Genomic DNA, 13,372 nt, shown 5'->3' with positions numbered 1-13,372 from the left:
GTGCGCCTGCTCGTGGCGGCGGTCGGCCGCCTCAAACCCGGCCCCGAGCGGGACCTCGCCGCGCGCTACCGCGAACGCGCCGCGCAGGCCGGACGGGGGCTCGGCTTCACCGCCTGCGACATCGTCGAGATCCCGGAGAGTCGGGCGCGCCGCGCCCCGGACCGCGCCGCCGAGGAGGCTGCCGCGATCCTGGGCCACGCATCGGCCACCGGCGCCGTGCTGGCCGTCTACGACGAGCGCGGACGCGCGGATCTGACCAGCGAGACCATCGCCGAGCGCGTGGGCGGCTGGCGCGATGCGGGCCGCTCCGTCCTCGTTCTCGCCATCGGGGGCGCGGACGGGCTCGACCCGGCCGTGCGGGCGCGCGCCGAGCTCGGCCTGTCCTTCGGCGCCGCCACCTTGCCGCATGGCCTTGTGCGCGTCCTCGCGCTGGAGCAGGTGTATCGCACGCTGACGATCCTCGCCGGCCACCCGTACCACCGCGGAAACCTCGACGAGCGATGAATCCGGTCCGGCGACGCAGGCGAGCAGGGGTGAGGCGCGGTCTGCTCGTGGCCGCCTGCCTCTCCGTGACGGCGGCTCCCCGCGCCGAGGAGCCGACGACGCCGGACGCTGTCCAAAGGGCGCTCGACGAGAAGAACCGCCGGGCCGAGAACCTGAAGCGCATCGAGGAGGCGCTCGCCGCCAGCACCGGCGCGCGGGCGAAGTTCGAGGCCGAGATCGCCGCGATCGGCGGCGATCGGGCCAAGCTCAACACCGCGCTCCTCGACGCCGCGCGGCAATCCCAGGCCACCGAGGTGCGGATGAGCCGGCTGGAGGAGCGTCTGAAGACGCTCGGCGCCAGCGAGGCGGCCCTGCGCCGCTCGCTCGAATCCCGGCGCGGCGTCATCGCGGAGATCCTCGCCGCGCTCCAGCGCATGGGCCGGCGCCCGCCGCCGGCCGTGCTGGTGCGGCCGGAGGACGTGCTGGCGGTGATCCGCACCTCCATGCTCCTCGGCGCCGTGGTGCCCGAACTGCGCGGCGAGGCCGAGACCCTGGCCGGCGACCTCTCCGAGCTCGTGCGCCTCAAGGGACTGATCGCGTCGGATCGCGAAGGTTTGACCGGCGATCTCGCCGGCTGGGCCCGCGAGCAGCAGCGCCTGAACGCGCTGATCGCGGCGCGCCGGACCCGGCAGGCCGAGGTCGAGAGCGGCCTCTCCGCCGAGCGGACGCGCACCGCCGAACTGTCGGTGCAGGCCAAGAGCCTGAAGGATCTGCTCGACCGGATGGAGGGCGAGGTCGCCTCCGCACGGCGCGCGGCGGAGGAGGCGCGGGCGGCCGAGACCCGCGAGGCGCGCGCGACCCAGGAGCGGTTCGCCGCCGCAAGCGCGCGCGATCCGGCCCGGCTCAGCCCCAAGGTCCGCTTCGTCGATACGCGCGGCGACCTGCCCCGCCCCGTGAGCGGCACCCTCCTGCGCGGCTTCAACCAGCCCGACGGAACGGGCGGCGCCAGCCGCGGCATATCGCTCGCGACCCGGCCCAAGGCGGTGGTTTCCTCTCCGGCGGATGGCTGGGTGTCCTTCGCCGGCCAGTTCCGCTCGTACGGGCGACTCTTGATCATCAACGCCGGCGATGGCTACTATCTCTTGTTGGCGGGGATGGACCAGATCAACGTCGAGGTCGGCCAGTTCGTGCTCGCGGGCGAGCCGGTGGCGGCGATGGGGGAGGGCGGCACCGGCGCCGATTCGGCGGGCGGTGATCGCGGCGATCCGGTCTTATACGTCGAGTTCAGAAAAGACGGCGGCTCCATCGATCCGGAGCCTTGGTGGGCGAAAAGCCCCAGCGAGAAGGTTCGCGGATAATGCGCAAGGTTTCCCTGATACTGCTCGGCGCGTTCCTCGGCGTCGGATCCTCGGTGGTGGCGACCCAGACCCGCCTGCTCTCGGGGACGAGCGCCGTCGCCGCCTCCGCCGAGACCTACCGCCAGCTCAGCCTGTTCGGTGACGTGTTCGAGAAGGTCCGCACCGACTACGTCGAGAAGCCCGACGAGGCGAAGCTGATCGAGGCGGCTGTGAACGGCATGCTCACCTCGCTCGATCCGCATTCCAGCTACATGGATTCGAAGAGCTTCCGCGACATGCAGGTGCAGACGCGCGGCGAGTTCGGCGGCCTCGGCATCGAGGTCACGATGGAGGACGGCCTGATCAAGGTCGTGACCCCGATCGACGACACCCCGGCCTCGAAGGCGGGCATCCTCACCAACGACGTGATCACGCAGATCGACGAGGATCAGGTCCAGGGCCTGACCCTGAACCAGGCCGTCGACAAGATGCGCGGCCCGGTCAACTCGCCGGTCAAGCTGAAGATCAGCCGCAAGGAATCCAAGGACCCGATCGAGGTCACGCTCAACCGCGACGTGATCAAGATCAAGCCGGTGCGCTCGCGCGCCGAGGGCGGCGACGTCGGCTACATCCGCCTGACCCAATTCAACGAGCAGACCTTCGACGGCCTGCGCGCGGCGATCGACAAGCTCAACACCGAGATCGGCGCCGACAAGCTCAAGGGCTACGTGCTGGACCTGCGCAACAACCCGGGCGGCCTCCTCGACCAGGCCGTGATGGTGTCGGATGCGTTCCTCGACCGGGGCGAGATCGTCTCGACCCGCGGCCGCAACCCCGACGAGACCCAGCGCTTCTCGGCCAAGTCCGGCGACCTGACGAAGGGCAAGCCCATCGTCGTGCTCGTCAATGGCGGGTCCGCCTCGGCCTCCGAGATCGTGGCCGGCGCCCTCCAGGACCACAAGCGCGCGACGGTGCTCGGCACCCGCTCGTTCGGCAAGGGCTCGGTGCAGTCGATCATCCCGCTCGGCGGCAGCGGCGCGCTCCGCCTGACCACCGCGCGCTACTACACGCCGTCGGGCCGCTCGATTCAGGCCAAGGGCATCGAGCCGGACCAGGAGGTCCTGCAGGAGGTGCCGGACGAGCTGAAGGGCAAGGACGAGACCAAGGGCGAGGCCGGCCTGAAGGGCCACCTCAAGCAGAAGGATGTCGAGGAGCGCGGCGGTTCCTCCGCCTACGTCCCGCCGGACCCGGCCAAGGACAAGCAGCTCATCGCGGCCTTCGACTTCCTGCGCGGCATCCAGAAGGGCGCGGCCAACACGCCGAAGGCGGCCGTTCCCAACTGAGACCCGGTCGCCGCGCCTTAGCGAAGCGTTAACCATGTCGGCCCCCAATGTCGGTTCAGAACCGGTCGTGGGGGCCGTTCTCGTTTCACGACGGGCTTGCCTCCGCACCGGTCCACGACCCTGGGGAAGCGGCTGCGCGTGGCCACCGACGACATCCTGACCCGACCGCTCGGGGCGAAGCCTTCCGCCGGCCAGCGTCTGCGATCGCTGCGGCAGGTCAGGATCACCGCGCCGCTGATGCTCGGTGGCCTCGTGGCGGGCCTCGTCGTGGGTCTCAGCATCCTGGTCGTGGTGGGAGATCCGGAGGGCGGCGAGCCGAGCGCGGTCGCGGCCATCACCCTGCGCGAACCCGTCATGGCGCCCGTGGCGGCGCAGGTGCCGCCCAAGGCGGAGCGGCCGAAATCCGCCTCGAGCAGCGCCGACGAGGTCGAGACCGCCTCCGGCGTCACGGTGTTTCGCCCCACCGGAACCGCCGCCCCGACCGACGCGGTGGTGATCCAGGTTCCCTCCGCCGCGCCGATCCGGCTGAGCGCGGCGCCCGATTCCCGTCTGATCGAGCGTGGCCGCCACGGTAACCTGCCGCGCCTCGGCGAAGGGCGCTTGCGTTCCCTCGACGTCTATGCCCGGCCGGAGGCCGGCGGCGGCTCGGGGCCGCGCGTCGCCATCCTGGTCTCGGGGCTCGGAATCGGGCAGGCCGCCACCGCGAGCGCCATCACGCGGCTGCCGCCGGCCGTCAGTCTCGCCTTCGCACCCTATGGCGGCGACCTCGAACGTACCGTGACCCGTGCGCGCGAGGCCGGGCACGAGGTGCTGCTCCAGGCGCCGATGGAGCCGTTCGATTATCCCGACAGCGATCCTGGCCCCCAGACGCTGCTGACCACCTCGCGGCCGCCGGAGAATCTCGACCGCCTGAGCTGGATCATGAGCCGCTTCCCGGGCTTCGTCGGCATCGTCAATTACATGGGCGCCAAGCTGACCAGCGACGCCGCCGCCCTCGATCCGGTGCTGCGCGAGATCGGCGCCCGTGGCCTCGGCTTCGTGGACGACGGCACCTCGCCGCGCTCGCTCGCCACCACCCTGGCCGGCAAGGCCAAGGTTCCGGTCGCCCGTGCCGAGATCGTGCTCGATGCCCTGGCGCGTCCCGAGGCCATCGACCGCGAACTGGCCCGGCTCGAGGCCCAGGCCCGGCAGAAGGGCTTCGCCCTCGCCTCGGCCAGCGCCATGCCGATGAGCATCGACCGGATCGCCCGCTGGGCCGCGGAGGCGGAAAGCCGCGGCATCCGGCTGGTGCCCGTGAGCGTCGCCCTGCGCGGGAGCGGACCCACCCGCCTCACCAGTGCGAAACCCTGAAGTGTGATGCCTTGTCGTTTCGTGCGTTGCGGCACATGGCGTCCCTGCCTATGGTCTCGCTTATGACCGCATCCCCGATCGCCGACGGCGCCGACCTGCCGTACCGCCGCTGCGTCGGCATCACCCTGATCGCGCGGTCCGGCCTCGTCTTCATCGGGCGCCGGCGCGCCGATGCGGGGCCGGAGCACGTCGCGGACGGTCGCGCCTGGCAGATGCCCCAGGGCGGCATCGACGCGGGCGAGGACCCGGAGGCGGCGGCCCTGCGCGAACTCTACGAAGAGACCAACGTCTCGGCCGGCTCGGTGGTGCGGCTCGGCGAGACGGAGGGATGGCTCTCCTACGACCTGCCGCCGGCCGTGCTGAAGCAGGCCTGGAAGGGGCGCTATCGCGGCCAGACCCAGAAGTGGTTCGCCTTCGGGTTTCTCGGCTCCGACGACGAGATCGACGTGATCTCCCCCGGCAACGGCGCCTTCAAGTCCGAGTTCGACGCGTGGCGCTGGGAGCCGATGTCGGGCCTGCCCGACCTGATCGTGCCCTTCAAGCGGCCGGTCTACGAAGGTGTGGTCGCCGCCTTCGCGGGGCTGGCCGCCTGGCGCGCGCCCTCGTGATCGCCTGAGCCGGCGCCCCGATGCGGTGGTGGTCGATTCCGATCCTGGTGGCGCTCGGCTGGTTCGCCTTCACGCTGACGCCCCTGTGGGCGCTCTACGATCTGGCCCGCGCGGTCCAGGCGCACGACACCGACTACATCGCCCGGCACGTCAATTTCCGCACCCTGCGGCTCTCCGTCATCCGCCAGGCCGCCGCGGCGGCCCAGGCGCGCGATCCGTCCGCGCCCGACGTGGAACCGCGCGAGCGCCAGCGCATCTCGGAGGCCGCCGCCGCCCTGGCGATCCCGATCGCCGAGGCGCTGGTGACGCCCGCCATGGTGGTGGATCTCCTGGACGACGGCTGGCCGCAATCGGTCGAACTCGGGCGGGAGGCGCCCGCGTCGAAATCCGGGGGCGGGGGGCTGCGCATCGAGAGCCTGCGCCGGCTGATCCCGTTCTATCTCGCCTCCGAGATGCGCGGCTTTCGCACGGTGGTCGTCGGCGTGCCCCCCGAGGCGAGCCGGGATCGCCGGCTGCGCATCCGCCTGCGCCTGCGGGCCTGGACCTGGCGCGTCGTCGACATCGAGCTGAACAACGAGTTGCGCGAGCGGATCGCCCAGACCTTCGCCCGCGCGAACGCGAAAGGGCGCTGACGCCCCTCGGTTCGCCGCCGGCGGGCGCCCGTCGTCCCAAATCCCGTTGATCCCTTCCGGCGATCCGTGAGGGATCGCGTTCGGGATCGCGTATCCGGGCTTCGCTCGGGCGCCGCGCGGTCTTTAGTCCTCGTCCGCCTCGGTGTTGCGGTTGGTGAAGCGCGCGTTGCCGAGGCCGGTGCCGATGGTGAGCACGCCCCAGCGCTCCACGTCCTTGCGGTCCGGCACCTCGCTCAGGCCCTGCACCACGGCATCGTTGTGCATCACCACCATGGTGGCGTGCTCGCCGATGCGCGGGATCGCCTCGACGAGGCGCTCGGCGAGGTTGAAGTCCCGGCCCTCCCAGTTGCCGGGCAGGTTCTGGCCGCCCCGCGAGATGGTGCCGTCGGCCGCCATGACGCCGGGGCAGCCGATTCCGATGAAGGGCGCCAGGGTGAGGTCGGCCCGGTCCGCGCGCCGGATCAGGTCGTTCAGCATGCCGATCAGGCGGTCGACGGCCTCCTCGCGGCTCGGCATCGGCTCCTCGTCGCGGTGCCGCCAGATCTCCGAGCGCCAGACCGCGCTGCGGGAAAGGTCGGGCGCCTTCCGGAGGTTCGTCGTGACCACGCCCGCGCGGATGTTGCTGCCGCCGATATCGACCGCGAGCAGGCTGTCGTAGCCGGAGAAGATCCAGGCCGGGGCGAGATGCACGGCCCCGATCAGGCCCCCCTCGTCCGGATGGTGCCGGATCGGGGTGAGCGTGATGTCGATGCCCTCCGCGCGCAGGAGGAAGCCGGCCCGTCCGATGGCGAGGCAGCCGGCGCGGCTGTCGCGGAACCCGCCGCCGACGACGATGGCCTGGGTTCCCTGCCAGCCGTCCTGCGACAGGAAGATCCGCACCACGCGGGCGAGTTCCTGCGCGAAGGCCTCGATGGCGCTCCACACCACGCCCGAGGCGATCGGGTCGTCGGCGAGCAGGATCTGATCGAGGCGACGTTTCGAGAAATCGCAGCTGTCCCGGTCGCCGAGCGGGTCCGGGCCGAGGGGGCGGAGGCGCTCGCGGCACGTTTCCAGCATCGCGCGGAAGGCGGTCTTCGACACCCGGTCGCCGATGAAGCCGTCACCGTCCTTCAGCTCGATGTTGTAGTCGTCGATGACGACGGACGGCAGCCGCTGGGCCGCGTGGGCGATTCCCGCCTCGCGGATCTGAGTTTCTCTCGCCATGCTCGTCCGCTTACCTCTCGTCATGCCTTCGTGCGCATCCCAACGCGCGAGCCGGCTATTTGGGCTTGGCGGTTTCGGCGGCGGGCGGCGTTTTCGGCTCGCGGGCCTCCATGAGGTCCTCGGCCTTCTCCTCGTCGGTGTCGCCGCCGCGCTCGATGGTCTTCTCCGGGTTCGCCGTCAGGGAGCGAACGATCGCCACGAGGCGCTCGCACTCGGCCTCGTACTTGTAGGTCTCGAGCACGATGGCGGCGTCGCGCAGGGTGCGAAGGTCGCGCACCGTCTGCTTGTTGGCGGTCTCCCGCAATTCGGATTTGCCGGCGATCGCCTCCTCGAGCTTCGCGCCCTTCACGTCGCAGGCGGCATCGGCCGTGGCGGCGCCGGCGAGCAGGACGAGGGCGGCGGTGAGGCCGGACCACAGGGGGAATGGGCGCATCGTGAGGCTCCGGGGGCTGGGTCTCGCGCGACGGGTCGCGCGGCCGGCTCAGGCGAGATGGGGAAGGGGACGCAGGATCTCGTTGGCGAGGGCCACGAGGTGGCTCAGCCGGTAGGGCTTGGGCACGAAGACCGAGTGCGCGACCGCGTCGGCCTGCGAGAGGTGGGCGCGCCCGCCCGACGTGTAGACCACGGGCAGGTTCGGCCGGTGCCGGCGGGCGCGATGGGCCAGGGCGATGCCGTTCGTGTTGCGGGCCAGATCGATATCGGTGAAGAGCAGGTCGACGCGCTCCCGCGCCAGGATGTCCTCGGCTGCGTCGGCATCGGCGGCGGTGAGGACGCGGTAGCCCTCGTCGAGCAGCGCCTCGGCGGCGAGTTCGCAGACCATGATCTCATCCTCGACCACCAGCACGGTCTCTGCGGCGGCGCGCGGGCTGAAGGCGGGGATGGCGGGAAAAGCGCAGGCGAAGGAAATCATGACGCAACTCCTACTCACCCGGTGTGAGGCCTTACGGCTCGTGCCGGATCGTCAGACAAACGGGTCGCCAGGGCGCATCGTTCGCCGCCGTTCACTCCAATTGCGCGGACTTGGTAAGCGAAGCTTTAACCCTGCGGGCCGGGAGATGAACGGACGCGCGCATCATCCATGATCCGCACTTCGCCATGACCCGCCCTTTTCGATGACTCGTACTTTCCTATGACCCGTACTTTCCTATGACCCGTTCCTGGCACCTCGGCTTCGGCCTCGTCCTGACGGCGCTCGCCGGCTACGTCGACGCCCTCGGCTTCATCCGCCTCGGCGGCCTCTACACCTCGTTCATGAGCGGGAACACGACGCAGTTCGCGGTGTCCCTCGGCCACGGCGACCCGCACCATGCGCTGCTGCCGGCCCTCCTGATCCTCGCCTTCCTTCTGGGCGGCATCTGCGGCGGCGGCCTCTCGGCGCTGACCCCGTCGCGCTGGGTCACGCCGGTGGTCCTCGGCTTCGAGACGGCGGTGGTGAGCGGCGCCTTCCAGGCCGCCACCGCCGCGCCCGATTCCGGGATCGCCTCGCTGATGCTCGCCCTGGCGATGGGCGCGCAGAACGCGGTGCTCTCGCACGTCCAGGGGTTCCGGGCGGGCACCACCTTCGTCACCGGCGCGCTGTTCGGCTTCGGCCAGAAGCTCGCCCTGGCGCTGGCCCGGCGCGGTGCGCGCACGGCCTGGGTCGGCGACGGCGTCGTCTGGTTCTCGCTGCTCGTCGGATCGGTGACCGGAACCATCGCCTACGGGAAGCTGGCGTTGTATGCCCTCGCCATTCCCGCCGGCATCGCCGGTTTCCTTGCGCTCCTCGCGACGATCCTGATCGCGCGCGCCGCACCCGCCAGGGCAGGCGCCCCGAAGGTCGCCGCGAAGGGAACCCGCGAGGCCTCAGCGTCGAGAGGCGCGTCTTGAGAGATCCGTTCGCATGAGTGCCCCCTCCCTCCTCGATCACGTCGTGCCGGTCGCGGCCGGTGCCCATGTCACCCAGGCGATCTGGCTGAAGGACACGCTGGCCCTGGCGCTGGGCGATGGCGGCGTGCTTCTGGTCTCCGGCACGGAGACCCGGCGGGTGGACGCGCATCCCGACGCGGCGATCCTGGTGGGAGCGAGCGATGGCCGGCGCCTCGTCACCGGCGGCGACGACGGCCGGGTGATGGCGACGTCCCCCACGGGCGACGTCGTCGAAGTCGCGTCCGCGAAGAACGGCGCCTGGATCGACGCCCTGGCCCTGCACCCGGACGGCGCCATCGCGTACGCCGCCGGCCGCAACGTCGTCGCCCGGGATGCCAAGGGCCGCGAGAAGATCTTCGCGGCACCCTCCACCGCGCGCGGCCTCGCCTTCGCGCCGAAGGGCTACCGCCTCGCGGTCTCGCACTACAACGGCGCGACCCTGTGGTACCCCAACCTCGACAGCGCGCCCGATCTCATCGAGTGGAAGGGCTCGCATATCGACGTGACCTGGTCGCCGGACGGGCGCTTCGTCGTCACGACGATGCAGGAGAACGCGCTGCATGGCTGGCGCCTTCAGCCGGACCGCGGCCACATGCGGATGTCGGGTTATCCGGGCAAGGTCCGCTCGGTCTCCTGGTCCGGCGACGGCGACTGGCTCGCCACCAGCGGCGCCGAGGCGGCGATCGTCTGGCCGTTCGATTCGAAGGAAGGGCCGACCGGCAAGGCCCCGCGCGAGTGCGGCGTGCGCCCCGCCCGCGTCTCGCGGGTCGCGTTCCACCCCAAGGCCCTGGTGCTGGCGATCGGCTACGAGGATGGCTGCATCCTGCTCGTGCGCTTCTCCGATGCGTCCGAACTGCTGGTGCGCCACGCCGTGAAGGGCAGCGCGATCTCGGCCCTGGCCTGGGACGGGCGCGGCAACCGCCTCGCCTTCGGCTGTGCCGACGGGCAGGCGGGCCTCCTCACCCTGCCGGCCTGAGGCGGTTGCGATGGCCCTGTTCGGACTCGGCCGCCGTCAGCCCCCGGCGGACCAGGGCGCACGCGCGGCGATCGTCGCCTGGGTTCGCCGCGTGGGCGGGTTCGACGAGGCCGTCATCGTCAAGGTGAGCGAGATCGTCTGCGCCGATCCGGCCTGTCCGGGCACCGAGACGGTGATCCTCGTCATGGTGCCGGGTGTCCCGACGCGGGCGGTCAAGGTCGCGCGCGCCATGGCCGAGGTCACCGAGGCGGAGATCGCGGCGGCGTTCCACGCCGGCCCGTGACCGGACGCTGGAACCTGCCGCGCCGTCGGGCCCTTGTCCCAGGTCGTCAAGAGCGGGAGGTTCCGTGTTTCGCGTCCTGCGCACCCTCGGCCTCGCGCTCGGCCTCCTCGGCGGTGCCATCGCGGCCCAGGCCCCGGAATTCGCCCAGCAATACGCCCAGCGCCTCGGCGGGACCGTCGACGAGCTGCGCCGGGTGGTGGCGGCCTTCGAGGCGGATGCCGCCGCCAGCGGCCGCAGCCGGGACGCCGCGCTCGACCGCCTGCGCGGTGACGGGGATGCCCTCGTGGCCCGGCGCGGCGAGGCGGCCCGCCACGACATCGCGCGTCTCGACGCCCTGAGCGCGCAGCAGCGCAGCCTCGCCGAGGCGGGCGGGCCCCTCGGACGGGCCGTCACCGTCCTGCGCGATCCGGACCTGTCACTCGCGCGCGCCACCTACGAGGATTACAGGCCGGCCATCCCGACCACCGCCGACGGGTTGACCGCCGGCTTCCTCGGATTTCTCGCCACCTGGGCGGGCTGGCGGCTCGTCGCGGATCTCGGGCGACATCTCGCCACCGGGCGACGCAGGCGTCCCACGATCGAACGGGCCTGACGCCGCCGGGCGGGGCCCGACTGTTGCACATCGTCTACAGCCCGCCCCGCCTCGCTGCACTAGGACTGGAGCCGTAGCGCGCGGGCTCGATCCTGGCGCCGTTTCACGGCCTCGATCGAACGTATGGCGCGCGCCCCTCACTCTTCCGTCGATCCGGCCCTCGATGCCGCGGCGCTGCTGCGCCGCATCGGCTTCATCGGCCTGTTCGTGATCATGCCGGTGAGCGCGCAGTTCGCGCGCCGCGCCGTGGTCGTCCTGGCGCCGATCGCCGTCGCGCTGCTGGTTCTGGCGAGCATCATCGACGGCAAGTCGCGTCCCGTGCGCCCGGCCTCGACCCGGCTGCTGCGCTCGCCCGCCTTCCTGTCCGGATGCCTGTTCATCCTCTGGGCCGCCCTGTCCCTGGTCTGGACGCCCTTCCTCGACCTCGCCACCGAGCGCCTGCTCAATCTCGTGGCCACCCTGCTGATGACGATGGCCGGCTACCTCGCCCTGCCGGACCGGATGCGCTCGGCCAATCTCTACCTGCTGCCGGTGGGCCTCGCGGCGGCCTCCATCGTCGCCATCGGCCTCGGACTGACCGGGAACGGCCTGTTCGGGCGCGGCCTGGGGGCGCTGGCCGACGACGAGTCCATCCTCGATCGCGGCCTCATCCTCCTCGTCCTGCTGGTCTGGCCGGGCGTCGCGTGGCTCCGGTCGCGCGGGCGCAACGCGGAGGCGCTCGGCCTCGCCGTCCTCGTCTCCGTGGCCCTCATCGCCTCGCCGGGGCCGACCACCCTGGTGGCGCTGGCGGTCGGCGCGCTCGCCTTCGCGCTCACGGTGTTCCGGCCGACGCTCGGCCCGCGCATCCTGGCCTTCGTCGCCGCGTCGCTGCTCGTGCTCGGCCCGGTCCTGCCGTTCCTCGCGCGGCCGATCGGCGCGACGCTGTTCGGCGGCCGCTCGCCCGGCGTGCTCAGCCTGAAGGCCTGGCAGACGATCGTCACCTCGGAGCCCGTCCGTCTCGTCACCGGCCACGGGTTCGAGACGGCCCTGCGCGGCCGCTTCGTCAACCTGCTGCCGATGAATGCGCCCCGCACCCTGCTGTTCGAACTCTGGTACGAACTCGGCCTCGTCGGCGCCTTCGCCGCCGCATTCGCGCTCCGCGCCGCGATCCTGCGGGCCGGACGGGAGGTCTCCGTGCTGGTGCCGGGGGCTATGGCGGCCTTCGCGGCGGCCTTCCTCATCGCCTGCATCGGCGTCGGCATGATGGTGATGTGGTGGCTCACCACCCTGGCGCTCGCGGTGCTGGTCTTCGTCGCGGTGGAGCGCGGCCAGTTCCGGACGCGCCGGCCCAAGGCCAGCCTGCTGCGCCCCAGGCTCGGCGGCTGATCAGGCGTCCGAAGCGCCTTCGATGCCCTGCGCCTCGATGGCCTGCATGTCGTCGTCGGACAGGCCGAAATGGTGGCCGATCTCGTGGACGAGCACGTGCGTGACGAGATGCCCGAGGCTCTCGTCGTGCTCGGCCCAGTAATCGAGCAGGGGCCGCCGGTAGAGCCAGACCTGGTTCGGCATCTGGCCTGTCGCGATCTCGCCGCCCTGCGCGAGACCGATCCCGCGAAACAGGCCGAGCAGGTCGAATTCGCTCTCGCAGGCCATCTCGGTGAGGGTCTCGTCGTCGGGAAAATCCTCGACATGGATGACGAGGCCGGCGCAGAGCCTCCGGAAGGCCAGGGGCAGGTTGGCGAAGGCCGCGTCCGCGAGCACCTCGAACGCCGCGAGGTCGGGCGCGCGCAGGGTCGCCCAATCGATGCTCCGGTCGCCGCTCACGCGAGGTCCGGCAGCACGTGCTGGCGCAGGAAGCCCGCGAGGTCGCTGGTGATGTGGTCGATATGCGGTTCGCGCACGGCCTCCTGCTCGAACGCCTCGCGGAACGGGTCGAGGGTCGGGGGCACCACCAGCACGGTGGACATGCCGATGTCGTGCGGCACCACGAGGTTGCGGGCGATGTCCTCGAACAGGGCCGCCCGGCGCGGGTCCACGCCGTGCCGCTTCAGGAAGCGCTCGTAGGTGGAGCGCTCGGGCTTCGGCACGAAATCCGCGTCGGCGATGTCGAACACGTCCTCGAAATGCTCGAGGATACCGAGCTTGGCGGCCACGTTCTCGGCGTGCCGGCGCGAGCCGTTGGTCAGGATCAGCTTGCGTCCGGGCAGGCGCGCGATGGCATCGCCCAGGGCCTGGTCGAGGCGGATCGACGAGTGGTCGATGTCGTGGGCGAAGTCGAGAAAGTCGTGCGGGTCGATCGCGGATTCAACCATCAGCGCCTTCAGGGTTGTGCCGTAGCGATGATAGAAATACTTCTGCAGCGCCCGCGCCGAGAGACCGTCGAGCCCGTAGAGCCGCATCACGTAGAGGGTGATGCGCTCGTCGACCTGTGGCCAGACCCGCGCGTCGCTCGGATAGAGCGTGTTGTCGAGGTCGAAGACCCAGGCATCGACATGGCGAAAGCCGCGGGACTGGGCGGTGGTGAAATGGCTCTCGCCGGGAAGGAACAAGGCGTTTCGACACGGTTCGGGGTGGGCTCGGAAAGGCCCGGCCGTCCCAGATGGGGACCGAGCCTCGCGAAGGGAAGCGTCGCGTGAGCGCTTTTCAGAGCATGACCGTGAGCGGCCGGCAAGCCGTCCGTC

At 71.4% G+C, this 13,372-nt stretch carries 16 protein-coding genes; 11 read left to right on the top strand and 5 right to left on the bottom strand.

Features of this window, described 5'->3' with window-relative positions; genetic code table 11:
- The 6 genes from rlmH to MKK54_RS21035 all read left to right on the top strand — a co-directional run bounded on the left by rlmH (position 1) and on the right by MKK54_RS21035 (position 5,753).
- Positions 1 to 504: a 23S rRNA (pseudouridine(1915)-N(3))-methyltransferase RlmH gene (rlmH, locus tag MKK54_RS21060; protein ID WP_244013883.1), complete on the top strand. Its 504-nt coding sequence runs from the start codon at positions 1 to 3 to the stop codon at positions 502 to 504.
- Complete coding sequence (locus MKK54_RS21055) at positions 501 to 1,841, top strand: murein hydrolase activator EnvC family protein (RefSeq protein WP_409564218.1); 1,341 nt, start codon at positions 501 to 503, stop codon at positions 1,839 to 1,841. The genes rlmH and MKK54_RS21055 overlap by 4 nt, the downstream gene beginning before the upstream one ends.
- Positions 1,841 to 3,163, top strand: a complete 1,323-nt coding sequence (locus tag MKK54_RS21050) for a S41 family peptidase (protein WP_244013881.1) — start codon at positions 1,841 to 1,843, stop codon at positions 3,161 to 3,163. The genes MKK54_RS21055 and MKK54_RS21050 overlap by 1 nt, the downstream gene beginning before the upstream one ends.
- Before the next feature lie 132 nt (positions 3,164 to 3,295).
- On the top strand, positions 3,296 to 4,513 hold the full coding sequence (locus MKK54_RS21045; protein ID WP_279597495.1) for a divergent polysaccharide deacetylase family protein: 1,218 nt from the start codon (positions 3,296 to 3,298) through the stop codon (positions 4,511 to 4,513).
- A 62-nt stretch (positions 4,514 to 4,575) separates the two neighbouring features.
- Positions 4,576 to 5,121, top strand: coding sequence for an RNA pyrophosphohydrolase (locus tag MKK54_RS21040; protein WP_244013877.1), 546 nt, complete (start codon positions 4,576 to 4,578; stop codon positions 5,119 to 5,121).
- A gap of 20 nt (positions 5,122 to 5,141) precedes the next feature.
- Positions 5,142 to 5,753: a DUF2939 domain-containing protein gene (locus tag MKK54_RS21035; protein WP_244013875.1), complete on the top strand. Its 612-nt coding sequence runs from the start codon at positions 5,142 to 5,144 to the stop codon at positions 5,751 to 5,753.
- A gap of 123 nt (positions 5,754 to 5,876) precedes the next feature.
- On the opposite strand, the gene MKK54_RS21030 is transcribed toward MKK54_RS21035, so the two are convergent.
- Genes MKK54_RS21030 through MKK54_RS21020 form a run of 3 tightly spaced genes read right to left on the bottom strand, consistent with a single transcriptional unit; the run spans position 5,877 to position 7,866 of the window.
- Positions 5,877 to 6,956 (bottom strand): ROK family protein, encoded by a 1,080-nt coding sequence (locus MKK54_RS21030; RefSeq protein ID WP_244013873.1) that lies wholly within the window; start codon positions 6,954 to 6,956, stop codon positions 5,877 to 5,879.
- Positions 6,957 to 7,011: 55 nt separating this feature from the next.
- Positions 7,012 to 7,389: a photosystem reaction center subunit H gene (locus MKK54_RS21025; RefSeq protein ID WP_244013871.1), complete on the bottom strand. Its 378-nt coding sequence runs from the start codon at positions 7,387 to 7,389 to the stop codon at positions 7,012 to 7,014.
- Positions 7,390 to 7,437: 48 nt separating this feature from the next.
- A complete protein-coding gene (locus MKK54_RS21020; protein ID WP_244013868.1) occupies positions 7,438 to 7,866 on the bottom strand; it encodes a response regulator in 429 nt (142 codons plus the stop codon).
- 236 nt (positions 7,867 to 8,102) lie between these two features.
- On the opposite strand from MKK54_RS21020, the gene MKK54_RS21015 reads away from it, so the two are divergent.
- The 5 genes from MKK54_RS21015 to MKK54_RS20995 all read left to right on the top strand — a co-directional run bounded on the left by MKK54_RS21015 (position 8,103) and on the right by MKK54_RS20995 (position 12,077).
- Entirely contained in the window at positions 8,103 to 8,822 is a 720-nt protein-coding gene (locus MKK54_RS21015; RefSeq protein ID WP_244013866.1) for a YoaK family protein, read from the top strand.
- Between the two features lie 13 nt (positions 8,823 to 8,835).
- Positions 8,836 to 9,837 (top strand): WD40 repeat domain-containing protein, encoded by a 1,002-nt coding sequence (locus MKK54_RS21010; protein WP_244013864.1) that lies wholly within the window; start codon positions 8,836 to 8,838, stop codon positions 9,835 to 9,837.
- Positions 9,838 to 9,847: 10 nt separating this feature from the next.
- A complete protein-coding gene (locus MKK54_RS21005; protein WP_244013862.1) occupies positions 9,848 to 10,120 on the top strand; it encodes a hypothetical protein in 273 nt (90 codons plus the stop codon).
- 64 nt (positions 10,121 to 10,184) lie between these two features.
- Positions 10,185 to 10,712 (top strand): DUF2937 family protein, encoded by a 528-nt coding sequence (locus MKK54_RS21000; RefSeq protein ID WP_244013860.1) that lies wholly within the window; start codon positions 10,185 to 10,187, stop codon positions 10,710 to 10,712.
- A 123-nt stretch (positions 10,713 to 10,835) separates the two neighbouring features.
- On the top strand, positions 10,836 to 12,077 hold the full coding sequence (locus MKK54_RS20995; RefSeq protein ID WP_244013858.1) for a peptide ABC transporter permease: 1,242 nt from the start codon (positions 10,836 to 10,838) through the stop codon (positions 12,075 to 12,077).
- Here MKK54_RS20995 and MKK54_RS20990 read toward each other — a convergent pair whose 3' ends face one another.
- Entirely contained in the window at positions 12,078 to 12,515 is a 438-nt protein-coding gene (locus MKK54_RS20990) for a metallopeptidase family protein (protein ID WP_244013856.1), read from the bottom strand.
- Positions 12,512 to 13,240, bottom strand: coding sequence for a pyrimidine 5'-nucleotidase (locus MKK54_RS20985; protein WP_244013854.1), 729 nt, complete (start codon positions 13,238 to 13,240; stop codon positions 12,512 to 12,514). Before MKK54_RS20985 ends, MKK54_RS20990 begins: the two co-directional genes overlap by 4 nt.
- Positions 13,241 to 13,372 lie beyond the last annotated feature (132 nt).

Source organism: Methylobacterium sp. J-068, from assembly GCF_022829445.1.
Lineage (GTDB): Bacteria > Pseudomonadota > Alphaproteobacteria > Rhizobiales > Beijerinckiaceae > Methylobacterium.
This window is presented reverse-complemented; position numbering and strand designations above follow the sequence as displayed.